This window comes from Chamaesiphon minutus PCC 6605, from assembly GCF_000317145.1.
Lineage (GTDB): Bacteria > Cyanobacteriota > Cyanobacteriia > Cyanobacteriales > Chamaesiphonaceae > Chamaesiphon > Chamaesiphon minutus.
Genome location: NC_019697.1, coordinates 5,442,400 through 5,468,499, shown reverse-complemented (window position 1 = coordinate 5,468,499; position 26,100 = coordinate 5,442,400). Strand labels below are relative to the sequence as shown.

28 protein-coding genes and 1 pseudogene are annotated in these 26,100 nt (G+C 46.3%); 17 read left to right on the top strand and 12 right to left on the bottom strand.

The features are described from left to right. The first annotated feature begins 218 nt into the window (after positions 1-218). The 3 genes from CHA6605_RS24990 to CHA6605_RS24980 all read left to right on the top strand — a co-directional run bounded on the left by CHA6605_RS24990 (position 219) and on the right by CHA6605_RS24980 (position 2,975). Entirely contained in the window at positions 219-599 is a 381-nt protein-coding gene (locus CHA6605_RS24990; RefSeq protein WP_015162158.1) for a DUF7682 family zinc-binding protein, read from the top strand. Positions 600-728: 129 nt separating this feature from the next. Beyond that, positions 729-1,898 (top strand): cysteine desulfurase family protein, encoded by a 1,170-nt coding sequence (locus CHA6605_RS24985; RefSeq protein ID WP_015162157.1) that lies wholly within the window; start codon positions 729-731, stop codon positions 1,896-1,898. A 210-nt stretch (positions 1,899-2,108) separates the two neighbouring features. Beyond that, entirely contained in the window at positions 2,109-2,975 is an 867-nt protein-coding gene (locus tag CHA6605_RS24980) for a hypothetical protein (RefSeq protein WP_015162156.1), read from the top strand. Positions 2,976-3,212: 237 nt separating this feature from the next. On the opposite strand, the gene CHA6605_RS24975 is transcribed toward CHA6605_RS24980, so the two are convergent. Further along, on the bottom strand, positions 3,213-4,589 hold the full coding sequence (locus CHA6605_RS24975) for a sensor histidine kinase (RefSeq protein WP_041548442.1): 1,377 nt from the start codon (positions 4,587-4,589) through the stop codon (positions 3,213-3,215). Here CHA6605_RS24975 and CHA6605_RS34575 point away from each other — a divergent pair. Together CHA6605_RS34575 and CHA6605_RS24970 are read left to right on the top strand one after the other, a co-directional pair. After that, complete coding sequence (locus CHA6605_RS34575; RefSeq protein WP_157260102.1) at positions 4,588-4,740, top strand: hypothetical protein; 153 nt, start codon at positions 4,588-4,590, stop codon at positions 4,738-4,740. The genes CHA6605_RS24975 and CHA6605_RS34575 overlap by 2 nt on opposite strands. A 237-nt stretch (positions 4,741-4,977) precedes the next feature. Then, positions 4,978-5,304, top strand: coding sequence for a DUF3155 domain-containing protein (locus CHA6605_RS24970; protein ID WP_015162154.1), 327 nt, complete (start codon positions 4,978-4,980; stop codon positions 5,302-5,304). Between the two features lie 77 nt (positions 5,305-5,381). Here CHA6605_RS24970 and CHA6605_RS24965 read toward each other — a convergent pair whose 3' ends face one another. The 3 genes from CHA6605_RS24965 to CHA6605_RS24955 form a co-directional block, all read right to left on the bottom strand. Then, positions 5,382-5,915, bottom strand: a complete 534-nt coding sequence (locus CHA6605_RS24965) for a cofactor assembly of complex C subunit B (protein WP_015162153.1) — start codon at positions 5,913-5,915, stop codon at positions 5,382-5,384. A 197-nt stretch (positions 5,916-6,112) separates the two neighbouring features. Further along, the gene (locus CHA6605_RS24960) at positions 6,113-7,294 is read right to left on the bottom strand and encodes a citrate synthase (protein ID WP_015162152.1); all 1,182 of its coding nucleotides are present in this window, start codon (positions 7,292-7,294) and stop codon (positions 6,113-6,115) included. Positions 7,295-7,518: 224 nt separating this feature from the next. After that, a complete protein-coding gene (locus CHA6605_RS24955) occupies positions 7,519-8,841 on the bottom strand; it encodes a four-carbon acid sugar kinase family protein (protein WP_015162151.1) in 1,323 nt (440 codons plus the stop codon). Between the two features lie 13 nt (positions 8,842-8,854). Here CHA6605_RS24955 and CHA6605_RS34570 point away from each other — a divergent pair, with 13 nt between their 5' ends. From CHA6605_RS34570 to CHA6605_RS24945, 4 genes are all read left to right on the top strand, one after another. Further along, complete coding sequence (locus tag CHA6605_RS34570; protein ID WP_157260101.1) at positions 8,855-9,022, top strand: hypothetical protein; 168 nt, start codon at positions 8,855-8,857, stop codon at positions 9,020-9,022. A 9-nt stretch (positions 9,023-9,031) separates the two neighbouring features. Continuing rightward, positions 9,032-9,997 (top strand): aromatic ring-hydroxylating dioxygenase subunit alpha, encoded by a 966-nt coding sequence (locus CHA6605_RS24950; protein ID WP_015162150.1) that lies wholly within the window; start codon positions 9,032-9,034, stop codon positions 9,995-9,997. A gap of 201 nt (positions 9,998-10,198) precedes the next feature. Beyond that, a complete protein-coding gene (locus CHA6605_RS34565; protein WP_015162149.1) occupies positions 10,199-10,351 on the top strand; it encodes a hypothetical protein in 153 nt (50 codons plus the stop codon). A 350-nt stretch (positions 10,352-10,701) separates the two neighbouring features. Beyond that, positions 10,702-11,940 carry an acetate/propionate family kinase gene (locus CHA6605_RS24945; protein WP_015162148.1) on the top strand — a complete coding sequence of 413 codons (1,239 nt, stop codon included), beginning with the start codon at positions 10,702-10,704 and terminating at the stop codon, positions 11,938-11,940. Here the strand turns inward: CHA6605_RS24945 and CHA6605_RS37385 are convergent. Further along, positions 11,920-12,051, bottom strand: a pseudogene (locus CHA6605_RS37385) (hypothetical protein); the annotation flags it as partial. The gene CHA6605_RS24945 and the pseudogene CHA6605_RS37385 sit on opposite strands and share 21 nt — an antisense overlap. Between CHA6605_RS37385 and CHA6605_RS35880 the strand changes: the two are divergent. The 4 genes from CHA6605_RS35880 to CHA6605_RS24930 all read left to right on the top strand — a co-directional run bounded on the left by CHA6605_RS35880 (position 12,014) and on the right by CHA6605_RS24930 (position 15,011). Then, on the top strand, positions 12,014-12,151 hold the full coding sequence (locus CHA6605_RS35880; protein WP_232432133.1) for a hypothetical protein: 138 nt from the start codon (positions 12,014-12,016) through the stop codon (positions 12,149-12,151). The pseudogene CHA6605_RS37385 and the gene CHA6605_RS35880 overlap by 38 nt on opposite strands. A 338-nt stretch (positions 12,152-12,489) precedes the next feature. Further along, positions 12,490-12,762, top strand: coding sequence for a MafI2 family immunity protein (locus CHA6605_RS24940; protein ID WP_015162147.1), 273 nt, complete (start codon positions 12,490-12,492; stop codon positions 12,760-12,762). A gap of 449 nt (positions 12,763-13,211) precedes the next feature. Then, entirely contained in the window at positions 13,212-13,856 is a 645-nt protein-coding gene (locus CHA6605_RS24935) for a MarC family protein (RefSeq protein ID WP_015162146.1), read from the top strand. 126 nt (positions 13,857-13,982) lie between these two features. Next, a complete protein-coding gene (locus tag CHA6605_RS24930) occupies positions 13,983-15,011 on the top strand; it encodes a M28 family peptidase (protein ID WP_015162145.1) in 1,029 nt (342 codons plus the stop codon). Positions 15,012-15,095: 84 nt separating this feature from the next. Here CHA6605_RS24930 and CHA6605_RS24925 read toward each other — a convergent pair whose 3' ends face one another. Then, on the bottom strand, positions 15,096-16,505 hold the full coding sequence (locus CHA6605_RS24925) for a GTP-binding protein (RefSeq protein WP_015162144.1): 1,410 nt from the start codon (positions 16,503-16,505) through the stop codon (positions 15,096-15,098). Positions 16,506-16,750: 245 nt separating this feature from the next. Beyond that, positions 16,751-17,503, bottom strand: a complete 753-nt coding sequence (locus tag CHA6605_RS24920) for a sterol desaturase family protein (RefSeq protein WP_041548441.1) — start codon at positions 17,501-17,503, stop codon at positions 16,751-16,753. A 197-nt stretch (positions 17,504-17,700) separates the two neighbouring features. Between CHA6605_RS24920 and CHA6605_RS24915 the strand changes: the two genes are divergently transcribed. From CHA6605_RS24915 to CHA6605_RS36345, 4 genes are all read left to right on the top strand, one after another. After that, positions 17,701-18,108 (top strand): hypothetical protein, encoded by a 408-nt coding sequence (locus CHA6605_RS24915; RefSeq protein ID WP_198288398.1) that lies wholly within the window; start codon positions 17,701-17,703, stop codon positions 18,106-18,108. 39 nt (positions 18,109-18,147) lie between these two features. After that, entirely contained in the window at positions 18,148-19,059 is a 912-nt protein-coding gene (locus CHA6605_RS32040) for a hypothetical protein (RefSeq protein WP_015162141.1), read from the top strand. Between the two features lie 232 nt (positions 19,060-19,291). After that, a complete protein-coding gene (ureG, locus tag CHA6605_RS24905) occupies positions 19,292-19,888 on the top strand; it encodes an urease accessory protein UreG (protein WP_015162140.1) in 597 nt (198 codons plus the stop codon). A 277-nt stretch (positions 19,889-20,165) separates the two neighbouring features. Beyond that, complete coding sequence (locus tag CHA6605_RS36345) at positions 20,166-20,300, top strand: hypothetical protein (protein ID WP_015162139.1); 135 nt, start codon at positions 20,166-20,168, stop codon at positions 20,298-20,300. Positions 20,301-20,415: 115 nt separating this feature from the next. Here CHA6605_RS36345 and CHA6605_RS36340 read toward each other — a convergent pair whose 3' ends face one another. The 5 genes from CHA6605_RS36340 to CHA6605_RS24885 all read right to left on the bottom strand — a co-directional run bounded on the left by CHA6605_RS36340 (position 20,416) and on the right by CHA6605_RS24885 (position 25,338). Beyond that, the gene (locus tag CHA6605_RS36340) at positions 20,416-20,544 is read right to left on the bottom strand and encodes a hypothetical protein (RefSeq protein ID WP_269744541.1); all 129 of its coding nucleotides are present in this window, start codon (positions 20,542-20,544) and stop codon (positions 20,416-20,418) included. A gap of 87 nt (positions 20,545-20,631) precedes the next feature. Next, the gene (locus CHA6605_RS24900; RefSeq protein ID WP_015162138.1) at positions 20,632-21,018 is read right to left on the bottom strand and encodes an AbrB family transcriptional regulator; all 387 of its coding nucleotides are present in this window, start codon (positions 21,016-21,018) and stop codon (positions 20,632-20,634) included. A gap of 160 nt (positions 21,019-21,178) precedes the next feature. Beyond that, on the bottom strand, positions 21,179-22,051 hold the full coding sequence (locus CHA6605_RS24895; RefSeq protein WP_015162137.1) for a LapA family protein: 873 nt from the start codon (positions 22,049-22,051) through the stop codon (positions 21,179-21,181). A gap of 116 nt (positions 22,052-22,167) precedes the next feature. After that, the gene (locus tag CHA6605_RS24890; protein WP_015162136.1) at positions 22,168-22,827 is read right to left on the bottom strand and encodes a flavin prenyltransferase UbiX; all 660 of its coding nucleotides are present in this window, start codon (positions 22,825-22,827) and stop codon (positions 22,168-22,170) included. Between the two features lie 123 nt (positions 22,828-22,950). Further along, positions 22,951-25,338, bottom strand: coding sequence for a ribonuclease R family protein (locus CHA6605_RS24885; RefSeq protein ID WP_015162135.1), 2,388 nt, complete (start codon positions 25,336-25,338; stop codon positions 22,951-22,953). Between the last annotated feature and the right edge of the window lie 762 nt (positions 25,339-26,100).

Sequence of the window (26,100 nt, the reverse complement as noted above, 5' to 3'; positions counted from 1 at the left end):
TATCTACTTAGCCCAGCTAAGCAGAGATCGTCTCTGTGTAGAACTTTAGTGTCAATCGATCGATATCGACGATAATGCTTACTAGCAGAGGATCTCAATCGGATCTTCACCGGGCTAGCTCGGTAGTATCAACATCATTGTTTAAATTTCCATGCAGCTAATTTGTAACTGCTTACTTACCATTTTTATTATTTACATTAGACATCGAGGTACATTTTATGAGCAGACGCAGAAAAATGTTTCAATGCGGTCATAAAGGCTATGGACAGATTTGCCATCGCTGTCTCCAAGAGGAGGTCGGCGAAAATGAAAAGAAAGAAAAAAAACGAAGTTGGCACGATAGCTTTGCTTTCGATCCAATCGACCTAAAAAGCTTGCCATCTCATGTGGTTTTAAAAGCGAGAAATATTATCAATGGCTTGCAAGATCGCAGGAATTATCGAGAGTTTGGCGGAAAAAGGCTGCGCCACAATCGGTTGGTAATTAGCATTCCTGTGACTCGTAACTACCGAATGCTCTGCTTCGAGGAAGATGGCGTTCTTCAACCAAAAGAAGTGCTATCGCATGAAGATTACAATATCTGTAAGCCAGGTAGCTAAACATTAGCTCCAATCCCTAAATCGGTTGTCGAGCTAGAGATTTATCTTTTGGCTCGACAATCTCCATTCGTAATTTATATACTAAATCAGAGACTAATTGTGACTAAAAATAATTATTTATTGTAGTCTATGCAGATTTATCTAGACCACAGTGCGACAACTCCAACTCGGACTGAAGCGATCGCCGCTATGCACCGAGTGATTACTTCCGAATGGGGCAACCCTTCTAGTATTCATCAATGGGGCGAGCGCGCATCAACAGCGATCGAACAAGCGAGATTTCAAGTAGCTGCATTAATTAATGCCAACCCCGATGCAATCGCATTTGGTTCTGGGGGTACAGAAGCTAATAATCAAGCAATTATGGGGGTGGTAAATCGCTACGATACCCCCCAACATTTAATTATTTCGAGCGTAGAACATTCATCGATTAGCGCGCCAGTACAGTGGTTAGAAAGTAAAGGCTGGCAAGTAACTAGACTACCAGTCGATCGATCGGGACGCATCGATCCCCGCGATCTTGCCGTGGCAATCCGCCCCAATACGATATTAGTATCGATTATTTACGCTCAAAGTGAAGTCGGCACCATCCAACCGATCGCCGAATTAGCGGCAATTTGCCGCCAGCATCAAGTTTGCTTCCATACCGATGCCGTCCAAGCTGCTGGCAAAATCGCGCTCGACGTCCAAAAATTGGGGATCGACCTACTCTCACTTTCTAGTCACAAATTATACGGACCCCAAGGTGCAGGCGCACTCTACATTCGTCCTGGTTTGGCACTGGTGCCCCTCCTTGCTGGCGGCGGACAAGAAATGGGCTGGCGATCTGGGACTCAAGCCGTCCCGCAAATCGCTGGCTTTGGCGTCGCCGCCGAATTAGTTAGCGAGGAGTTAGCTATCGAACAGCACCGCTTAATTGGTTTGCGAGATCGCTTATTCGAGCTACTAGCTGATTGTCCGCTGCTCGTTCCCACTGGCGATCTCCAGCACCGCCTTCCCCATCACCTCAGCTTTTGTCTCCAGATCCCACGTTGCAATTTCCAAGAACCCGTTACAGGTAAAACGATCGTCAGACAACTCAATCTCGCAGGTATCGGCATCAGTTCCGGAGCTGCTTGTGCCAGCGGTAAACTTACGCCCAGTCCAATCTTATTGGCGATGGGATACACCCAAACAGAATCAGTGGGCGGAATTCGCCTAACGCTAGGAAGAAGCACCACCCTCGCCGACATCGAGTGGACGGCATTCGTACTAAAACAAATTCTCGATCGACTTACGCCAAAATTAGTGTGCGTCTGATAAATTAGACCTCCTGCCAACAAATCAGCCGCTTGGTACGTTGCCCCAAGCAACAGCAAAAATACCATAGTGGCGCAGAAGTGCCATCCATTCCAATCACAAATCGAGCGTAAATCACCGCTAAATTCAGTAACGCCTCAAAAACGATGACTACGCACAAGTATGTGTTTGCTAGAATGAGTGATGGTGAATTTGGGACTTAGATAGATAGTGCAGCGAAAATCTCTAGCCATCGCTACGCCAGTAGGCAGTTTTAAAGGAGCTTTCGCTCATGGAGTATTGACAGCATTAGAAGAAGCCGGAATTGTCGCCGACGCCTATGCAGCGGCGTCATCGTCGGTAATACCTGCAAGTTGGGCGGCGATCGGTCGAGCCAAGGATTTAGGGATAAACTATTGGTTAGCAGGGTTGTCGGCATTGGAGCTACCCCAGCAAAATATGAGTAAAGTAGTCCAGCGTGGGATTCGCGTTTTTAGCAAGCAGTTACGCCAAGATCTCTATCAACCCCAGACACCAACTTTATTTATCGCGACTAATGCGGTTATTAACCCCACCGCCGCAGCTCACACCCAAACTCATCTGGCTCAAGATCTAGGCAAACGCTTATTACGAGCATCAGTTCAGAAAGATCGCAGTTGGGTAGATACCAATTTACGTTTTACTCTATTTAGTACCCACCACTTCGACGCTCACCAGCGCATTACACCCAATAACTATCCGGCTGTGGCTTATGCTTCCTCGCGAATTATGCACGCTTGGGAGATTCCAGCGTGGATCGATGGCAAACCTTATGTAGATGCGGCTTATACCTGTCTGTGTCCGGTACTGGCCATGGTATCAGAGGGTTACCAAGAAACGATCGCCATTTCCAACGAACCAGGGATGATGTATCGAGATATGTTTCATATCGAAGCGATTCCCAGTCACCTGCGTGGCGTTCCCATTCATGTCATCCGCCCCGATGTCCATCTCAAAGAATTGGGTGTTGATTTTACCAAGGCTACACCCGATGGCTTGGTTGCTGTCTATCGTCACGGACGAGACAAGGGGGCGGAGTTTGTTAGTAAATGGAGGTAAGGGAGACGGCGTTGCTGGATTGATGTCTGAAAGGCTAGGCAGGAAGGCGGGGAGAAGAGATTGCCAAAGTAAGGAATTATACCTGAAATCAGCAACGCCGGAGACTAGTACTATGCGGCAGAAATTAACAAACCATTTCTTTCCCCGCTCCCCGCTATCCTCTCTAGCTTTTCATACTTCGTTGGCGAAGCCTCTGTGCAAGAGAATCCAGTAACGCCCGATTATCAATTAATTTAACTATTGACCATTCACCAATTGCAACCACAGCATAAATTCCGTACCGCGATCTCCACCTGGGGGAGGACTTGCTACTTCTAATTTACCATTCATATGCGTGACCAATTCTTTAGCGATCGCGAGTCCCAATCCAGTGCCAGCGATACTTCCTTGCGCTTGGACACCACGATAATGGCGGGTAAATAATTTATCCAAATCTTGCGCGGGAATTCCCACGCCAGTGTCACGAATGCAGATTTGGATGCGTGCGGGTTGGGGTGCGTCTGCTAGATCGATTGCAGTGGCGACTAGCTCGACATCGACATCTACTTCGCCACCAGTGGGTGTGTATTTTAAGGCATTATCGATTAGATTGCTCAATACTTCTCGTAAGGCGGCTGGATGCGCTTGAACTAATGGTAAATCGCGCGGAATGTGCGTGTAAAAGGTTAAATTACGATCTTGAGCGATCGCTTCAGCCGAGGTAATTAAAGGGTCGAGTACATCTGTTAATTGACAAGATTCGACCCGAAAAGCGGCATCGGGCAGTAATAAATTGGCATTAGAAACATTCGCCTCTTGCTGACTCGATGGCAGTGGTTTAATCCAATCGGATTTAGAGTCTTCATCCTTAATTAAGGGCAGATCGATCGCATTTTCTAAATGAATTAACAGTTCTTGCAAGCGATCGCTCTCACGGACGATACTATTGGCAAACCCGCCATCGGTTTCGCCGAGCTGTAAACGTTTGATTAATAATTTACCAAATGTCCGAATTGCAGTAAGTGGATTGCGGAGTTGGTGCAATAAATTGTGTAAAAGATTTTGTTGTTGAAGTTGCAATTGCTGCTGTTGTTGCAATTCGAGCCTCAGCCAATTATGCTTGCGATCGATAATGCCCGCTAGCGCGATCGTTTGGGCGATATGCTTGATTTCGGTTTGTTCGAGCGAGTTCCAAGGTTGAGTTTCGCGAGTGGTCGCTAGCAGCCCCAGTATCGTCCCCTCAGACACCAGTGGTAAGAGCAATTGATGTCGTTTGCTTCGCTCTTCCTCCACAGCTCTCTCTGGCGATTGTAGCGGGGCGAATGCGATCGGTTGACTATTTCTGTCGGCTAGTTGCCTAGCGGATTCTGCTGTGGTGTCGCGGCGGTGGCGGTCTGCTTCGTTCGCTCGATTGGCGTTTGGTTCTGTTGCGACAGATGGTGTCAAGAGCACAGAGCGATCGGATATTTTTTGATTCATTACCTCCGACCAGCCGCCCCCAGCTTCGGGATAGACTACCAGCGGCAATAATTTTGACTCCCCACCGCCTTCTAGTTCTTGGGTCATGTACACGACGCTCAGGCTCGCACCCAAGCCTTCGGCTAGCAGTCGTAACTGTGCGCGACATAAAGACATGAATTCCGAACTCGCAGGTGTAGGCACGATCGTTGCTTATTTATGCGTGGGGTGTTGTCAATTTAACCCAGCTACGATATTTGTAGCTGCTATTCACCTATTTTGCCACGATTGGCATAAGTTAGCGACAGCAGCCCACTCGTTGGCGTAGCCTCTTGTAGGCACATCGAGATTCTAATCCCCGATCGTGTAAAGAATTATTAAGATTATTAAAATATTTTGCCCTCAAAACCATCTATAAATTTTAGTTTTTCTTTATACTAGTGGATTTGAGCGGATTAAAAGGGTATTTAGGAGGGGCTTGAGTTTTTAGGATGAAGCGGATAGAATAGCGACGGCTTTTGTAACAGGCATTACATCTGTCTGAACCAAAGAGGAGGTAAGACGGTTGGCTAGAAGACGCAAACGGAAGAGTCGGAGACGTCAAGAAGGGCGAAGAATTTTGGAGCAGGTGCCACAGTTCAGTATTGAAAGTGGCGAAGATAAACCTGTTACTGCTGCACGGAAGTATATCTTATCTGAAGGTATCCATCCCCCAGCACTCTTGTTGGTGAAACGCAACGAACACACGACAGATCGTTATTTCTGGGCAGAAAAAGGTTTATTTGGCGCACAATACGTCGAAGAGAACCATTTTCTATTCCCTAGTCTGCGATCGCTAGAACCAGAAACAGAAAGTCAACAACTATTGACTGTTGGCAGCAGTACCTACTAGCTAGCTGACTTTCTGGAAATAAAATCTCTATTGTTTTGTAAGCAAGCACTCAGATCGATCGGATTTGGGTGCTTTTTTTATTCTATATCTTCACGGACACTTAATTTCAATGCAGATTGAAATACAGCTAATTCATCCCGATGTCCGCTAATTTTAATCGAAGTTAGGGGTGGTGTAGCCTCGGAAACTTCAACCTTGAGCCGAACTTGCTCGGTTCGCGCCGAGCCTTGCCAATAAAACCAGCCAGCCACGGGTGCAAACAAGAGTAAGAGCAAGAACAGCTTACCAAAATCCGGTAACAACATCGATAACACCAGAGACAAGCTCAAAGCACCAATAGCAGCTAAAGCAGTCAGCAGCGCGGTGAGAAACACACTCGGACGCACGACGCCCTCGAAAGTCACAATCTCGGTATCGCGATCGACCGCTGCAATCCGGTAAGCTCGATCTGTAAAATACGCTTCCAATCGCGGTAATAAAGCTGCTTCAGATTCGTTCGTCTCTAAAACCATTTGCTCGATTCGATCCTTAGTCGAAGCACGAATGAAGAAAAATAACCCCACCGCAAGCAGGAGCGTGAGGATGAAGGTGGAAGTGAGGACGGTGTTCATTGAGGAGACTGGGGAACGAGGGGACGGGGGGACTGGGGGACTGGGAGAGGGGGGCAGAGGGGACGGGGGGGACGGGGGGGACGGGGGGACGAGGAAACGGGGGGACTGGGAGTGAGAGAATAGAGAACGCAATTCTAAAGCCTAAAGCCTAAAGCCTAAAGCCTATCCCCTATTCCCTATCCCCTAATCCCTATGCCCTATTCCCTATCCCCAATCGCCATATACGGCTGCTGATGTTCGCCCGTGTAGATTTGAGTCGGTCGGTAGATGCGATTTGCTTCGAGTTGTTCGTTCCAATGTGCCAGCCAGCCAGCTACTCGTGCGATCGCAAAAACGGGCGTAAATAAGTCGGCGGGAATGCCCATTTTGCGATAAACCAAGCCCGAATAATAATCGACATTAGGATAAATGCCGCGCGGGCCTAAATATTCTTCTAACACGCGCTCTAATTCTAAAGCGACATCATAGTATGGATCGTAGCCAAATTTCTGAAATAGTTGCTCGGCTAAATCCTGAAGAATCATTGCACGCGGGTCTTTGACTCCTTTATAGACGCGATGCCCGAAACCCATAAATTTGTACTTAGGATCTGACTCTAGACACTGCTCCACGTATGGACGTACATTTGCCACCGTACCGATTTGCTTCAACATCAAAATCACTTCCTCATTGGCACCACCGTGGAGGGGGCCAGCCAGGGTACCTACTGCCGAGGCAATTACCGTGTAAGGATCGGCTAAAGTCGAGGCAGTGACGCGCGCAGAGAAGGTCGAAGCATTCATCGTATGCTCGGCATGGAGAATCAGGCACACATCCATCACCTTAGCCACGATCGGATCTGGCTCTTTTTCGGTCAACATATACAAGAAGTTGGCGGCATAATCCAGATCGTCGCGCGGTAGTACGGCATCGTTCCCCTTCCGCATCAGTTGAAATGCGGCGACCATCGTCGGAATTTTGGCCAATAATCTAATTACGGCTTGACGGGCATAGTCTTGATTGGGTAACGCGTGGCGCGAATAGAATAAGCCCAAAGCAGCGGCAGAAGCTTGCAGTGCATCCATCGGATGTCCAGTTTCGGGAAAACACTTCATCATGTCTTTAATCCGATACTTGATCCGGCGATGGGAATAGATTTCGGTCGAGAAGTTCGTCAGTTCGGTCTGAGTTGGCAATCTGCCCCAAATCAGTAAGAAGGCTGTTTCCACAAAGTTACTGCTTGCAGCCAACGATTGGATGGGGATACTCCGATATTCCAAAACACCTTCTTTGTTGCCGCTCTCGGTGGTTTGAATACCAACATAACTGATGCTCGATTTGGCAGCAGGAACTCCTTCTAATCCAGGTCTGTACTCAGGTTTGAGATCGCCTTCTGTCATAACAATTATGAATTAGCTGATTGATTTAATGATTAGCTCGTTTGAACAATAATACCTTGTTAGGGGATAGGGGATAGGGGATAGGGGATAGGCTTTAGGCTTTAGGCTTTAGAACTGCATTTGCTAGTTTCTCACTTCCCATTCACTCATCCACCCATCCACCCATCCACCCTGTTGCTGAGCGAAGTCGAAGCATCCACCCATCCATCCATCCATCCACCCCGTCAGCTCCCAACTAAGCGCAAATAAGCCGTCGCCAAGGCATCGGCGTCGCCGACGTTGCCGGGGAAGAGGACGACGGGGAGGTTGGGAAATTGAGCATGATTGGCGGGAGTGACGATCGCCGAACAGCCGGGGAGGATCTGGCCGATCGATCGCGCTGTAGATAGGGCTAGACCCTTGCTGAGGGTGTCGTTAGAAGTGATCCCACCTTTACTAATCAAAAAGCCGATATCGTGCGGTAGAGAGCGAATAACGTCCATTAAGAGTGCGGATACTGCTTCGCCAAATTGCAGTCTGGTTTGGATGCTGTTGAAGGTGAGTTCTTGGCGGCTGGTGTAGATGGCGGGGGTGTCTCCGGCGGCATGAATAGTCTCGATGCGATCGCGGATCGCAGCCAACAATCCCGCTCTAATCGTGGCATTGTCGCCGATTAGTTGCGAGATATCGATTTCGACGCCGACGATTCCTGGAGCTTCGAGCAGTTTGGCTAATTGATCGGTAGTTTTTTGGACGTGGGAGCCGACGATAATTGCCCCTGGCTTGCCCTCGCGGACGTATTTGGACATCTCCGTTGCAGGGATGGGTTGGGGGCCTAAATTAGCGAGCGAAGTCAAAATACTGGCACCGCTGCGAAACAGGAATTTTTTGCCCTGACTGACGGCGGTGAGAATATCGGCGGCAAATCGATCGAAATCAGATTGGCGTTCGCCATCGACGACGCAACAACGGTTGCGCTCCAACTGCATCAAGCGATCTAAACTACCGTTGCGCACCTCAGCAAGCAAAAATTGCACCACGCGATCGGCAGGAATTTCGCCTTGAGTTTTTTCGGCAACGTAATCGGGTAAATAACTATGGCTGAAGGCAAATACCGAGTCGCGGGCGAATTCAGTCTTGTGGACTGGAGTTTCGACACCATCTACTAGGAGATAATGGATGCTATCGCGCGTAATTCTGCCGCCTTCAAAAAAGGCTGGCATCAAGAAATGAGCGTCAAAACCGCCTAATTCGGCAGCAATGACATCCGTCTCGATCGGGTAATGTCCGCGCAAGGTAGAATCCGACCTACTGACAATGATAAAGTCATCGACCTGCGTTTCGGCTAAGGCGACTTTTAAATTTTGACATACTTCTCTGGTAACTGCGGCAGCGCGATCGGGTGCGAGTGCGCGCGTATTTGTCAAAATAAAGAAAATCGGCACGGTATCGGCCAATCCTAACTTCAATGTTGGTACATCCCACTGCGTTAAGAGCAGACAACTATGAACCGTCTGCGATCCGGTAGGGTCGTCATCGAGAACAATGATTTTCGATCGATCTGTCATAGTTAATTACCGATTGAAGAAGTTTGTGTGTGTCATCAATATAACCAACTTGTTGGCGATCCGCACGAGCGTTGAAACTGCTGAGATCGTTCAAAGTAGAGCTGATTCGATCGCGCCTTTAATGTCGATCGATCCCCAACGATTGCCCAGTTCGCTCTTAGTTAAACCCATCATCATTTAATCAGATAATATGTCAAAAAACTTATGGTATGCTGTCGAATTTTGTAATGCAATCGGTACCAGCCCCAAATTATTAAAAATTCTCGATCGAGAATTAGTACTGTATCGTACAGCCGACGGTCGCATTCGGGCGATCGATAATAACTGTATCCATCGCGGTGCGGCTCTCGCCAATGGTTGGATCGAAAACGACTGTATCGTCTGTCCCTACCATGGCTGGCAATACCAAACTGATGGTACTTGTAGCAAAATCCCATCTCAAGCCGCCACCGCGACGATCCCCAAACCAGCAAAAATGGCTGTTTATCCCGTCGGCGAGAAATACGGGTGGATTTGGCTATTTTTAGGCGATGAGATGGCTGGAGAAATACCCACGATCCCCAACTTTCCCCAGCTCGAATCTGATGCAATACGATCGATTCAAGGTGAATTTTATTGGAATGCTAATTACGAGCGTGTCCTCGAAAATGGCCTAGATTTTGCTCACGCACCATTCGTTCATTCTGGAGCTTTTGGCAATCCCGATCGACCAGAAATCCAAGATTTACAAATCGAAAATTATCCCGATGGTGCTAGTGCGACAGTATATTTGTCGGCTACACCTCCAAAAGGTTTATGGAAATTTTTAGTCAGAGGCGAACGCTCACCAATTAAAACTCGCACGGGCTTTTTCTTACCCAATCTGACATTTTTAGAAGTTTATTTACCCTTTGGCCAACTCACAATTTGGACGGCACATATTCCGATCGACTTGCATACAACTGTTAGTAAATGGATTAATTTTCGGAACTTTTTTACAGGTAAATGGGCAGACCGCGACGCCTACAATCGCACGATAAAAATCTTCGAGCAAGACAGACCGATCGTCGAATCCCAACGTCCCCAAATTATCCCCACCGATCTTAATGCCGAATTATATGTAGCTGCCGATATCTTGCAATTACAGTATCGAAAACTCCGTCAGCCATCAATATAGCCGCTCTCTATCTTTATCGCTGCGATCGAGCGCACAAATCTAAAGCTCAAATTAAGATTTTTATCTAATGGTCAATTTTGATGTTGAAACTTAGCTTTTCGTGACGTAGATTACAGTCGCTGCAAATCGCCGTGCCATAATTAAGATCTAGAAGCTTAAACATAAAGTAACTACATGTAAACGAAAGGAGGAGCAGCGAAGATGTTTGAAAAAGTGATTTTGGCAGTCGCGCTGGCTTGCTCCCTGTATTTAAATCTTCAATTCAAGCCACCACAAAGAACGATCGAGGTGGGTACGATTCATTCGGTAGAAATCATCCAAGACTATGTGCAAGCAGCACCGACGATCGTCTAAGCACAGACAAATTATCGAATGTTGGTTCGATTGATATTTCAGGTAACGAGGATGTGCCCTAATAATATTGCCAGTCAGCGATCGAGTTCAATAGGTATCGATAATAATCCCAGAGGAAGGTTAGACTTCCTTTTTTTATGTCTCGATCGAGCCTACCATTAGAGTGAGATCGCAATCGGTCGAAAGATAGATTTTAATAGACAATATCTATGGTTTTATCTATGGTTGTGTGCGTTCTAAGGTGTTAGATATTTAATCTGCTAGTTAATCGGAGGCAGAAGGCAGAATTAAATCTGCGCTCTAAATGTCAGACAGCTTATCCACTATTCTCTCTAAGCTCGGTAGATTAAATGTTAACTAATTCAATCGATATCTTAGTACTGAATGCTGGGTCGAGTAGTTTTAAATCTAGTTTGTATCGATTGAGACAGGACAACTTGCCCTTAGAGCCAGCCGTACCAATATGGACGGGAAAAATTGATTGGAGTTCCACTGGTGCGGCAGTAATCCAGGCTAAAACTGCGGATAATACGATCGAGGAAGAACGAACGCAAGCTAATCGAAGGGCAGATATCCACGACTTATTAGCTTATCTGAGTAAGGGCCAAACTCAGGTAATTCAAGATATGGCGCAGATCGATATTGTCGGCAATCGGATCGTTCATGGCGGCGAAAAATATTGCCAACCAACCCCAATCACAACGGATGTTAAAGCAGAAATCGATCGATTATCGATTTACGCACCGCTACACAACCCTGCTAATTTAATGGGAATTGAAGCGATCGAACAATTATCCCCTCATATCCCCCAACTAGCCGTATTTGATACGGCTTTTTATCGGGATTTGCCAGCAGTAGCGTATGTTTATCCCGTCCCCTATCAATGGTTGAAGCGGGGGATTAGAAAATATGGTTTTCATGGCATCAGCCATGAGTATTGTACCCGCCGCGCAGCAGAGCTATTAGGGCGAGATCTCCAGGAATTACGCTTAATTAGTTGTCATTTAGGCAATGGTTGTTCCCTGGCTGCGGTGACAGGCGGACGATGTATCGAGACAACGATGGGGTTTACACCGCTAGATGGCTTGATGATGGGGACGCGGTGCGGCTCGATCGATCCAGGAATAATTCTCCATTTGGTACGCGAAGGAGAATATACAATTGAAGAACTCGATCGAGTATTGAATTTTGAGTCGGGTTTATTAGGCGTTTCGGGAGTATCTAACGATCTGCGCGAGATCGATAAAGCCATCGATTCCGGTAACGAGCGCGCCAAACTAGCCCTAGATATGTATATCGATCGACTCACAGCCAGAATTGCGGCTCTAGTGCCAGCTTTAGGCGGCTTAGACGCCCTCATTTTCACTGGCGGAGTGGGCGAACATCAAGCCAAAATTCGGTCTGCTGTGGCCGCAAAATTAGCTTTTTTAGGTGTAGAAATCGACCCAGATCTCAATAATACTTCTATCCCACCCGATCGAGATCTAGCCACCGATCGATCGTCAGTCAGATTGCTTGCCATTCACACCCAAGAAGAGTGGCAAATTGCTACAGCTTGCTGGCAATATTTAATCGATCGTCATACCTAAATATTCCAATAGAGACTTTGAAGTACTCCAGTCCAAAGATTTAATCAGCAAGTCATCCAAATTGTCCGCCGTCATGCTCGTCAATCTGGCTTCGACTTCTGGTGAAATTGTGCCAAATTTAGCCGATAAGAGTTTTTTTGCTGTTTCTAGTTTGCCTCTAGCTTCGCCTCTGGCTTCGCCTTCGGCTTGGAGTTCTTTGACTCGCTTTTGATAAGCAGGTTCTCATTGCAAAATGCTCATGGTATTTACCTCTAAATATTACAATATTAACTATCGATCTAGTTGAGTTTTCACGATCGAGTAGTATATTAAATGCGATCGCTCCGCTCTTTCCGATCGCGATCTAATAACATCACCGAAGCTATCGATCGAGCTAATAAATAGCGATCGAACTTACCGAAATCGATTGATTATAAAATGGACTTAAATCCCTGCTATATCTTGACTTGAAGTGGTGGGCAGTGCCCACCTTACGGCCGCTATGGACAGACGATCTACAGTAAAAAAGGAACTCATATTGTTTCTGCTAACCTATTTAAAAGATAACCCATGAATGATAACGCTCTTGGAATTACATTGCTGCTTTCTTTGATTCATGCATTTCTGGGTAAAATAGATTCTAGAATAAGAGGAATACAGGTAATTGCTGATGGTGTCACTATAAAAGTCAAGTGTTGTTTTGATGATGAAATTACAGAAGTTGACCAGAAAGAAATCGATGAGATAGAATCAGAAATAATATCAGCACTTTGCAGCCCATATAATGAAGTTACTGTCTGTTTTGAGTCAATTAGGCTAGATTCACCAACCTCTTTACCTTGAGATAGTTCAACAGAGTGGTTTTACCTGAAGAAATAGCAGTGCCAGAGACGTAGAAAAGTAGGGTGGGCACTGCCAACATAACATTTAAAACAGAAGTAATAAGAGTTTGAACTATTTTCATCGATTGACTAATCTCTTGAATAATTCATCGCAAAGTGTGTCTTATTAATCGATGTTAAGCACCCCAAATATTTGTCTTGTTAAATCAAAAATGGTGTTTGTGGGCAGTGCCTACCCTACAAAATATAAAGTCTTGTTGAATCAAAATTTTGCTGGTGGGCTACGCGACATTAGTTACTAGAGCTTGCTGACCACATCTAATCGATCGTGCTTAACGAAGGCAGAATGTATAGAGTAGAAAGTAGAGATGAATTGTCAATAGTGAATTTGGGTGCAAGCATCTCCCTGTCCATCTACCCATCCACTACCTGTCCCCTCACCCTTGACTGATGACATCTGCAATATTAAACTACGCGATCGGCACATTAGCGGCATTATTTCCGATTGCCAACCCGATCGGTGCCGTACCGATATTTTATAGCTTGACAGCCACAGATAGCCGTCAAGAGCGGCGCAAACAAGCTCAACGGACTGCTATTGATGTCGTTTTGATTTTGGCTGTCTTTCTAGTTGGCGGACGGGCGATTCTAGAATTTTTTGGGATTTCGCTAGATGTGTTGCGAATTGCGGGTGGCTTATTAGTCGGTAATGCGGCTTGGGAATTGGTTGCTAGCAAACCGCGATTGATGGATGCCGAGCAGAAAGCGGGAGCCGAAAAAGAGGATGTTTCGTTTACGCCGATGGCGACGCCACTGATTGCAGGCCCTGGCTCGATCGGTGTTATTATCGGGCTATCGGCGAGAATGACTCAATGGGGCGATTATCTCGGTTGTGCGATCGGGATTGTATTATTTGGTACTTTGCTATATGTCTGTCTGGTGCTGGGAGAGACGTTATTGTCGCTGTTGGGACGGAATGGCATGGGCGCGCTCAATCGGGTATTGGGATTTTTTATTTTAGCGATCGCGGTACAATTAATTGCTGATGGAGTTTTATCTTTATTACATACCGCAGCACCGACGCTATTTAAATGAATTGAGAATTGAGAATTGAGAATTGAGAATTGGGTATCGATCGTGGACAGGTCGCCTGTGCGATCGAACTTCGCTAAATCCCTGCTCTATGTTAAATAAAATTTTGCGGTATCGATCGAATCTGCGATGAAATTTCAACTCAAACTAATCGATAGTGCGGCTCTCAAAAGATTAACCATCCTCGCCATTATTATTGTCTCCCTCCTGGTATTTGGATGGTCGTTGATGGTATGGATGCCAGGGGAGAGTTATCGGCAAGCCTTACCGCCGTTGAGTGCTAGCGAGATCGAACTAAAAGATCGTCTTCAGCGTGATGTCGAGACGCTCGCTACCAAGATTGGCCGTCGAAATAGTGGAAATTATTCAAATCTCGTCGCTGCTAAAGATTTCCTTAGCCAAGAATTAGCGACAGCAGGATATACCGTTAAAGAGCAGAAATACACCGTCGATGGCAAAACTTTTAGCAACCTCGAAGTTGAAATTCCTGGGAGCAGTCTTGCCGAGCAAATCCTGGTTATTGGCGGACATTATGACAGTGCTTTTACGAGTCTTGGCGCGAATGATAATGGGACGGGTGCGGCGGCTGTATTGAGTTTGGCCAGATCTTTCGTTGGGACTAAACCTCTACGCACGATTAGATTTGTAGAATTTACCAATGAAGAGCCGCCTTTCTTTTGGACGAAAAACATGGGTAGTGTCGTCTATGCTCAAGCAGCCAAACAACGCGGCGATAAGATCGTGGGTATGTTTAGTTTGGAGACATTGGGGTATTTCAGCGATAAAGCTAATACCCAAAAATATCCACCTCCATTGAGCTTGTTGTATCCGACTCAAGGCAATTTTATCGGGTTTATATCTAATATCGATTCGCGAGAATTGCTCCGCAATACGGTTCGCTCCTTCCGCGCTCAAGCTAAATTCCCATCTGAAGGTGTCGCGTTACCTAGTATGATTCAGGGTGTCGGCTGGTCGGACCATTGGTCGTTTTGGCAGCAGGGTTATCAAGCTGTGATGATTACCGATACCGCGCCTTTTCGCTATCCTTATTACCATACAATGGATGATTCGATCGACAAGATCGACTTTGACAAGCTAGCCAGAGTGACTAGTGGCATCAGTAAAGTAATTAGTGATTTTATTGGTCTACAGGAATAGTAGGTTATTTTTGAGCGGGGAGACGGGGGGACGCTTGCGTCCAAATTCACTATTCACTATTCACTATTCACTATCCACTATCCACTACTCACTCACCTTCTCACTCGCAGCTTCCGGCGTTGGTGGCGTGGGTAATAATTCATCGCGCAATCGTGAAATAATGGTGGCATCATCGACTCGATCGAGAATTTCTTGAATGACGGTATTTGCGCCCAATTGACCCCAAGTCGAACCAGTTGCCAAATAAGTTTGAGCGGCTCTACCAACCATATAGGCACCATAACCAGAGATCGCGCCTTGAATTGCTCCCGCACCTAAATATCCAGGTAGAATCGCCCAGTTGAAGGTACCACCGATGAGTGCGGCTGTTTTGCCCACGCCAAAGACTAAACCTGTGGCTAATTCCCCTAGCAATAAACTCGCACTACTAAATAAAATCCCGCTGAATAACTTTTTGAACTCATATTTGGTCATCGGTAGATTGTATAACTTGGCAAGCGAGCCAATCAGTAGTAAATCGATAAATATACCACCCAAAACATCAAAAATTGCGATCGGATTGACAGCAACTGCGATCGCTTTATACCGTGCAAATTTCCAGACTAAAGCATTTGCTTCCGATCGCAGATTGGTTAATGTAATTTTTGCCAAATTTTCTTCAGCCGAACGCGCTTGTACTAATGCATTGATTGCCAATAAAGAGCGACCTTCACGGGCGATTAGCTCTTGAATTTTCTGCTTTAGGGGTGCAATTTGGGGTTCGGGTTTTTCCCATTCATACTTTTTTGTGCCGTCAGGGTATTCGATCCGAACTTGAATCGGGGTCGGGTCTGCGGCGACCATCACGACTTCATCTGCCGATAGTAGCCGCTGCAATAATTCATCACTAGCAGTATCGCCGCTTAAATTTTGTAATTGTTGATAGATGCTCTGACGTTCTTGTTCTGGATAGAGATCGGATTTATTAAATACTAGTAATAGCGGCTTGTGAGCTTGGCGCAATTCGCACAATGCTTGATATTCTAATTGCGTGATATCGCCTGCGATAATAAATAAGATTAAATCGGCTTGCCGCACGACTTCTTCGGCCATTTTGGCACGGGCTTCGCCGTCGATTTCATCTAAACCAGGCGTATCGATTAAATCGACTTGCATGATGCCATCTGGCGACCACCGGATCGATCGCGGAAATCGGGTAACTCCGTTGAGGGGGCCAATTTCTAAGATGTTTTTTTCCATCAGCGCGTTGAGGACTGCTGATTTGCCGCGACTGACCATGCCAAATACGGCAATACTATAACTAGTCTGCTCTAGTTTGGTCAATGTGTACGCTAAGGTATCTAAATCGCTCTGCAAGCTGGGTGAAACTTCCCCGACTTTTGTGGCAGCATATCGAGATAAACTTTGCTGTAAGCTCGCTCTAGCGCGTTCTATATCTAAAGATGCTGGGGCGGCAGTAGTGGGATCGGTGGTGGCTGGATCGGGATTACTCATACTTTCTGGATGCTCGATCGCGAAATGAGGGAGTAGGCTTTAGGCTTTAGGCTTTAGGGGATAGGAGATATAGGTTAGCACCGATAGCCTCATCCGGCCAATCTTGTAAATCCTTAAATCCTGATGTGGCTTTAGGATTGAGGGGTTTGAAGACACTATCAGCACCGATAACCTCATCCCACAAATCCCGTAAATCCTTAAATCCTGATAAGAAGCCTAAGTTATATGATAAGTGGTAGAAGGGATTAGGGTTTACTATTTGGCAGCGGCAATATGAGGGACAGGAGCAAGTTTAACTCGCCGCTTTCTTCGCTGATGCCGAGTTGGATGTTTTGCATGTTCTGACGATCGCGATAAGTCCCAAATAAACGATCCCACCAAATAAACACGCTAGCATAGTTGGAATTTGTGTCAGCGACAACTTGCGAGTGATGGATGCGGTGATAATGTGGAGTCAGAATGATATAGGCTAATGCTCGATCGATCGCTGGGGGCAGTGCAAAATTACTGTGATGGAGCGCGACGATCGCGGTAAATACCAATTCGTAAATTAATACAAAATTGCTAGAAATTCCTAGCGACCAAATTAGAAATAATTTGGGAATACTCGAACCGATAATTTCGATCGGATGAAAGCGATAGGCAGTAGATACATTCATCTGGCGATCGGTATGATGTACTAAATGAAATCTCCAGGCGATCGGAATCGTATGCATCATCCGATGCCAAAAATACATGTAGAGATCGAGAATTAGAAAGGATAACCCACCCGCAATAATAGGCGATGGCAGCGTAGAAAGAATACCAGCAGTCGAATGTAAATCGATCGTGCGGGCGACCGCGAGCGCGAACAAACTAGACACGATCGAGTTTATCGACCCTAACTCAAAATTATTTACGATTCTCGATCGGAGGGGAGTTTTATATGGGAAAAAGGGAAACTTATTTTCTAGTATTAGCAAACTGACGATGCTAATGATGACGATGACTAATTTCACTAGTGGGGATAGGGGATAGGGGATAGGGGATAGTGAATAGTGGATAGTGCGTAGTGGGTAGAGGTATAGCGATTTTATTTGAGTTTCCGATCGCGATCTCGAACGTGATGCTCTTGTTGCATTGATGAGCTGACTGCTTAGAGCGAACATTTGGGTACGCTTACTTCAACCGCCGATAAGACTGGCTAACTGCGCGATTGACATTCGATCGCGATCGGCAGCAGATTTCTAGTTGTGGTAGTGAAATCTCGATCGCTCAAATAGTAGGAATTACGATGGCTAGATTTATTGGGTTGGCATTAATCATTGCCAGTATTTATTTTTTAGGTCGGGACATTATGTTCGTCACTATCTACTATAGCTGGTGGCACAAAACATCGGCGACGGTTTCGGTGCTAGCATTGCTTGCCGGAATTAGTTCGCTGACATTTTGGCGGCGACAAACGGGGAACTTTGGCTGGATTTTCATCGCTCTTGGCATTATCCTGGTCTTTTTAAGTGGTGGTGTCATCTTAAAACCAACGAGTCTATGGACATTTTGTATAGCAATGCTGTCATTTGCCAGTGGTTATCAGTTGCTTACTAGAGGTAAAATCGATATATAAAATGTTTTAAAAGTTAGTTATCTAGATAGGTATGTAGAGATGAAACAAAAAATTTACCTCAGCATCTGTCTATTATCGATCGGGATATTAACCGCATGTGGCAAGAAAAACCCGCCACCGACTGCGGTGGTTGCGCCGACACCGATAGTTACACCTGTGGCACCATCGCCTGTGACGATCGCGCCGACTCTTACTCCAACAGTGAAGCCAACGCCGACACCGAGCATTGGGGACACCAAAGTCAAACCGACACAAGAACCCTCGAAAACGACGATCTCCGAACTCCCAACATCTCTCTACCCACAACCTACCCCAGTCGCGATTCCAATACCTATTGAAACCGTTCCACCCAAGATTGCTATCAAAGCCAACCCCAAGCCAGAGCCACTTTCTCCCCTCAAAACTACCGCAGATCCAAATCGGCAAATAACCCCAGTCGGCATTGGTGCAGCCAAGATTGGTATGACCTTTGGGGATCTAAAATCACAAATTGGTTCTGGCTACAATTTTCCAGTCAAAACTAACTTTATTGAGGGTTTTGACGCGATCGCCGTTACCAAAGGCCGAACGGTACAATACTATATTCCCTACCCGGCTGGAACTAATTTTGGCGATGCCGATCGGATTCAACATTTGATGACGGATAATCCTAGCTACCGCACGCAGCAAGGTGTCGGCCCCGGTACGCCCATCAAACAAGCTGCCACGGTTTATGGTGGTGCGACTCTAACTCTAAGCAAAGAAAACGAGTCTCACGAGTTTATTAATTTTAACCAGCAACCCAGCGGTTTGGCATTTCGTCCCAAACCAATCGGCAAGCGAGCTTTTGCGGGCGACTATCCCGAAAGTAATGATGAATATCTCAAAACTCAAAAGTACGACAATCGTGCCGCGATCGGTCAAATCACTGTATCCTGTCCTGAAGAACAATGCGCGCAAGAATCTAAGTAACCTCAGATCTTGCCATTATGCGTAGATCCTATTACTGTGACAACCTCCGGGTACCCACAAGGGGCACCCCTACACAATCGATCTGTAGGGGTGCCCCTTGTGGGTAACCAGAAATCTACACTAAATTCTAGTTTTTTTAGACTGTTGCCTAAAGCCTAAAGCCTAAAACCTAAAACCTAAAGCCTAACGCCTAACGCCTAAAGCCTAAAGCCTACCCTCTACCCTCTAAATTATGAATCCCCTCCGCGTTGGCATTGCAGGCCCTGTTGGTTCCGGTAAAACTGCATTACTCGATGGTTTGTGCAAGCAGCTACGCGATCGCTATCAATTAGCCGTAGTTACCAATGATATCTACACGCAAGAAGACGCTCAATTTCTAGTCAGAAGTCAGGCTCTAGACTCCGAACGGATTATCGGTGTCGAAACTGGCGGCTGTCCCCATACTGCCATCAGGGAAGATGCCTCGATGAATATTGCCGCGATCGAACAATTAGAACGCCAATTTACAGATTTAGATATTGTCTTCCTCGAAAGTGGTGGCGATAATCTAGCGGCGACCTTTAGTCCCGAACTAGTCGATCTGACTATCTACACGATCGATGTCGCAGGTGGCGATAAAATCCCTCGTAAGGGCGGCCCTGGCATTACCAAGTCAGATTTGTTGGTGATTAATAAGATCGACTTGGCGGCTCAAGTAGGTGCCGATCTGGGCATTATGGAACGCGACAGTATTAAGATGCGTGGAGCTAAACCGTTTATTTTTACTAATCTCAAACTCGGAACTGGGTTGGCGGAGGTCGTCAATTTTATTGTCGATCGCGTTCGTTAACTCATCGAAGTTGCTATTTATTCTTACAGCGATCTGTCACCGCTTGTCGCAATGCAAAGTTGATATTAGCTAACTATTGTATTTAGGCGACGTTGGCGCAGTGTGCCACAGCTAAAATTAAAATTGTAACTATAGATACAATTTTAATTGTTGAGCTTTTAGTTGCTACCAACATGGACGAACTAAACGCTCTAAATCGGCTACTGCTAGGGAAATAACCAGCGAATAACATTTAGATTTAGGCGGATTATCGCCGATCGTAAAATAGGGGCTATTCATGAATAGCCCCTATTTTGCGATCGGCTCTAAATTTTGGCGCGTGTTCTCGATCGTGTTACTAGCCCTATTAGCTTTACTGGGTAAAGTTCTTGGTACTTTTGCCAAGTTAATGGCGATCGAGCCACTGCCTTAGCACATTGAGATCGCTCGATCTTTTTTGAGCGGCAATGCATTCAAAATATCTATCTTTGTATCTGTTTGCATCTATAGAATGGCATAGATAGAGAATAGATATACCAAATGGAGTTCTAAGTAGTTAATACTGTGAAGATCGCAATCCCAACCAGATCGCGACACTGGTTTGTCACGCTGGCAGGTGCGATTCGATCGCCTTGCGGCAATTTTGACTGGAAGTCGATCGGGGTGCATTTAAACACAAAAAATCGGACAGTTACTAGCACTGCCCTGAGATTTCCTAAGTAAGCGACAGAAGTCGTGAATTAATACGGCTTCTATCGTTCGACCTAATTATCTTGAACCAAATGGATGTGTTTGTAGCCAAGTTTGATACTGAAAGTATCGCCCTCTTTTAAGCCCATTTCTTTGGTATAGGCAGCCCCAATCAACAGTTGACCATTTTTGTGAACGGTCGCCTTATAAGTAGCGGTTTTACCGCGATTATCTCTACTGGTTTCGTCAAGTTTGACTCCTTTGGCTGTGAGCACAGCATCGTAAAATCCAGACAGATCGGTGCGGGTCACACCAGCTTTGGTAGTTTTCACATAGCCACACTGTGTTGCTGTTTCACGTTTGGCCAGATGTGAAAGTTCTTTAACTTTTTGAAGTAAAGCTTTACCAGTCAGTGGTGTTGTAGGGATGGTTGGTTCTGCTACGGAATCGACTTTAGACATAGTTTAATTCGTGGATACGACGGATATTTTTGGCAGATATACACTTTACTTCATGTATTCACCAAGATGAAGCTCACTTCATATTAGTATATTATGCACTTAATTATAATTATAGTTCCAATTAATTTTAAAGTTAGCTAGAATTTGATGTCGATCGCCATTAATTTGCCCTCACTGGTGTATCCCGATCGTCAAAATCAAAGCCCCAATCTTCATCATCTAGATCGCTTGAAGGTTTGGAGCGATTTGGCGATGTTGGCTTGGCTGAAGCTGTAGATTTGTCATCATCATCGATTGGCTCGTACTCAAAATCTTCTGAGTCCGGATCGTCATCAAATTCAGTTTCTAGCGGCTGTTTATAAGGCGGCTGAATCAATTTAAAATCGGCATCGTATACTTCGCGACTAGTTTGGGCGCGATCGCGCTCTAGCGGTCGATCTTCTGGCTCTAAGTCAGCTTGTCGGTGCCGCCGTTCTGGCTCAGAGATGAAGCGAGAATCGTCATCAATTAGTGAGTTATCGATGTTCGATCGAACATTTTTGGGACGGGGTGGCGGAGAATCTTCCCAGTCTAGTTGACGATTTGATGCTGGTTTTTCGTCCCAATCATCAGCGTCATCGACACGATTTTGTGGTGTAAAAGGCTGACTGGAGCGCAGATCCTGACGATCGGCAGCAGTCGATCGATAACTGCGAAATCTACTGGTTCCAGATGGTGCCGGATCTGGTTTGTCGCCGACTGAATATGTTTCAGTTTCAGAGGAGGTATAAGTAAAAACATCTCCATCCTGCTGTTGCAATCGCGACTGCAATTGCCGAATCTGACGCGAAAGCCGCCGCTTATCGATCGAGATTAAAAGTTGCATCAGACAGCTTGCCAAAAACCCCACTCCAATGGCAATTATCAGCCATACCCCGATCGGTAACGATACTGTGGGTTGATTGAGAATAACTACCGTCATCAGTGGCGAGAGATTCGATCCCACCACAATTCCTAATAAGATTGGTACTAGTAGGAGGATGATGATTTTCATAAATTAATGATGGGTGGATAGTGAATAGTGGATAGAAAGTTTAAACGCAAGCGTCCTTGTCTCCCCGTCTCCCAGTCTCCCCCTCTCCCCCTCACTCAAAACTAATAACTTAGGTATCAACTATCAGTCTTCCAGCGGTTAATGGGAATACAGTCAATATCGAGACGATCTAAGGCTCTAGCAACGACAAAATCAACCAGATCGTCGATCGATTGGGGTTTGTGATACCACGCGGGACAGGCTGGCACGATCGCGGCTCCAGCTTCGGCGAGCGCGGTGAGATTGCGGAGGTGAATCAGGCTAAATGGGGTTTCGCGGGGTACTATTACTAGTTTACGGCCTTCTTTGAGCTGGACGTCGGCGGCGCGTTCGAGGAGGTCGCCGCTGAGTCCGTTGGCTAATTTACCCACGGTGCTCATGCTGCACGGCATAATTATCATGCCTTGAGTGCGATAGGAGCCGCTAGCGATGTTGGCACCTACGTCACCCCAGCGGTGACAGCGGAGTTTCCCAGCGGTGGGGACGCCAGCGAGTTCGCGCCAGAAGTCTGCTTGTTCTTCTGGTTCGGAGGGGAGTCGGATCTGGTCTTCGGCTTGAAAGACCATGTAGGTAGATTTAGAGGCGACTAGTTCGATCTGATAATCGGCGGCGAGGAGATATTTAACGGCTCGAATGGCATAGATTAAGCCGGATGCGCCAGTGACGCCGAGGATGAGGGGTTTATTCAAGGGGAGTTGGGAGTTAGGAGTTGGGAGTTGGGATTTGAATGTGCCCATTCAGCCAAGCAGGTAGGGGCAATTTATGAATTGCCCCTACCTGGGGTGGGGATATTAAATTTACCGATATCGATCGAGAGTAGTTATCGCAATTAGCGATCGACAAAATAGCATCGATCTTTACTACTCTTCGCTGAAGGGTTCAAATTCTTCTATTTCGGCAATTTCCTCCATGTTTGTTGGTAGTAATTCTAATTGTTCCGCTTCAGCTTCAGCTTCAGCCGCTTCGTCTGTGGGTGAATCGGTGGCGGCTTCGGACATCATGCTGGTGACGGTGACTAGATCGATTTGCTGGCGATAGTAGTCTACGCTCTTGACTTGGACTTCGACGCGATCGCCCAGACGATATGAGGTGCGATTTTTGCGTCCGACTAGGCAAGCATAGCGGGGACGAAATTCGTACCAGTCATCTTTGAGCGAGCTGACGTGTACCAAGCCTTCAACGAGCGAGTCTTCGATTTCGACAAAGAAACCGTAAGATTGGACGCCAGTAATTAAGCCTTGGAAGATATCGCCAGTCCGCGCTTTCATCTTCTCGGCTTTTTGCAAGCCAGCAAGGTCATTTTCGGCATCTTGGGCGATTTTAGTCCGATCGTTGAGATGGGCGATCGTGCCTGCAATTTGGGCTTCTAGTTCTTGTTGAACCGTTGGTGTGAAGACGTTCCAGGTAATCTGACCGTGACAGGTGGTACTGCCTAAGTTGACTATTTCTTTGGCGCGGGAGGTTTTGCGATCGCGTCCGTTGGCAAATATTTCGTGCAGCACGCGCTGGACTAAGATATCGGGATAGCGATGCAGTGGTGAGACAGCATGGGTATAGCCATTTTCGATCGCCAGTCCAAAGTGGGTACCAGGGCTGGTACTATACACTGTAGTTTTGAGTAGGGACTTAAATAGATAATTGAGTACCTGCGGCACTGGCGATTGGGGAAATTGCAGGCTCAGGCGTTGCAAATCGGCAACGCTGACTTCGGTTTCGACTTCACCTTCAAAATTTAAGCCCAGATTGATCGCTAACTTGATCGTATCGTTGACTTCGACTAGTTCGGGATTGTGTTGGACGGCATAAATCCCTGGCACCTGGAGAGCTTGGAGATGGACGGCGATCGCATAATTGGCCATTACCATCACGTCTGTAAGCAGGGATTGCGGATCGTCGAGGAAGATAACTCCCAATCGCCCTTCATCGGCAAAGGGGGCTTGCTTTTGGATTAAATCTACTTCCAGACCACCCCTAGACCGCCGCTGTGCTCGAAAAGCTGGGGCGATGACAGTCCAGATCGGCTTGATGATTTCGACAGTTTGAGGGTCGATTTCGGTGGGTTCGTCGGCTAATACTGCGGCAACCCGATCGGGATCGAGCAACCAATCCAATCTGATGCGGCTCGGCTGAATATTAAATTCGATCGATTCACCGCGCTCGTTGAGGGATAAAAATACCGAAATTGCCAGCCGTTCGGCTCCGGGTACGAATCCGCACGTCTGATGGACGGCGGCGGGTAATAAGGGGATGGTATTTTCGCCTAAAAATACTGCGGTGCCGCGTTTTCTGGCTTCGCGATCGAGTCTGTCATCGGCGGTAATGTAGCTAGCAATATCGGCGATATGGACGCCCAATCGCCAGATTTCGCCGTCTAAATGCTCGATCGTCAGCGCGCTATCTGTGGGTGCGGAGTTTGCGCTAACGGCAATTGTTGGTAAGTGGGTGAGATCTATGCGTTTATCCGCAATCGGATCTTTAAATCCTCTAGCAATATTAGCTGCCGCCGTTTCGACTGCTGCGGAAAATGTCTGGTGTAGGTCGTGTTTGCAAGTGACAATATCGATATCTGCTGCCGACTCGGCTGTGGTACCTAGTACTCTAGCCACTTTACCGATCGGTAAATCTTGGCCGATGGCATGGCGCAACACATCGACATGGACGAGATAATCGAGAATTTGGTCGAGATCGATCCGCTCGTGCCCGTTACTGGGGCTATCCCCATTATTGTTTACTGCTAGCTCGAACAGCAAGCGATCGTCCAATGGAATCGCGCGATATTCGCCTGTTTCTAATCGCTTCACTTTGGCCAAGACCGAAGGGTTGGCGCGTTCTAAAATCAGCTTGACAGAGCCTTCTGGACTGCGCCGTCGCGTCCCTTCTTTGATGACCTCAATCAAGACTCGATCGCCATTCCAGGCATTGCTAAGGTGACTTTCGCGAATGTAAATATCATCTGCACTCTCCTCATCTTGGATGGCAAAGCAAAAACCTTTACTCGAACAGCGGAGTTTTGCCTCCACAATTTGGTCGGTTATTTCGCGCCGATACTTACCCTTTTCTTTTGTCAAGATGCCAATTTTTTCGAGCAAATCTAATGCTAGATCTAACTGCTCGACACTTGACGGGGTTTCACAACCTAATTTCTTTTCTAATATTTTCGGGGTAACTAACTTCTCAGGACTAACATGCGATAGCAACGTGGCGATCGAAAATTCCATATAGTTTAATTTACCTCCACCCAGTGACATATTCATTTATTAAATTTGTAGTACTGCTAACTTACGGCATACTTGGCAAAGGTACTCTTAATGACAATTTTAGCAATAGTAAACGATCGGGATGTGGGCTAGTTATACTTGACAGATGGCTGTGGTTGTTAGACCAATGGATTTCGATTTACTAGATATTGCCAAACATTCGATTAGACTGGGATTGCCAACTAGGATCGATCGTGACTTCCAACTCGAAGATCGATATCTAAATAATTATTGCTAACTAACGATCGACCTGTAAATTTTTAGTCCGAAGAATTGGCATTGCCCCAGTAACAAGAACTTCGATTGCCACTCCAGCGAAGCGTTCCCGCATTTTATGGGCTTGCAAACCTCAGAAAATTTGCTCGTGGAGACGCAACAGCGGCTAAAATCGCACGCAAGTTTCTGCAACATCCGCTTGGAGCGCGACGCGAAACTAGATAATACAGCCGATTCCTGACACGATATTGACTATTTTTGCTGTAACTCTACTCAGAGGTTGCAGTTATTTTGTGCATCGTTTGGACTCGTCAAATTTCGAGCTTCTGCGCTCTCATCAATATCAGTGTTGGTTACGCTCTTTTTGCTCCTCCATCTTCGTGCGCTCGACTTACTCGATTGCACAATTATTTGATGTGATTGCTAAAGTCAGTAATATCATCACTGGCGGCGATCGCCGTAATTGATGCTTATCTCTATAATATTACCCCGAATGTCATTTCTAATACCATTTAGATCGAAATGGTCTGAGAGATC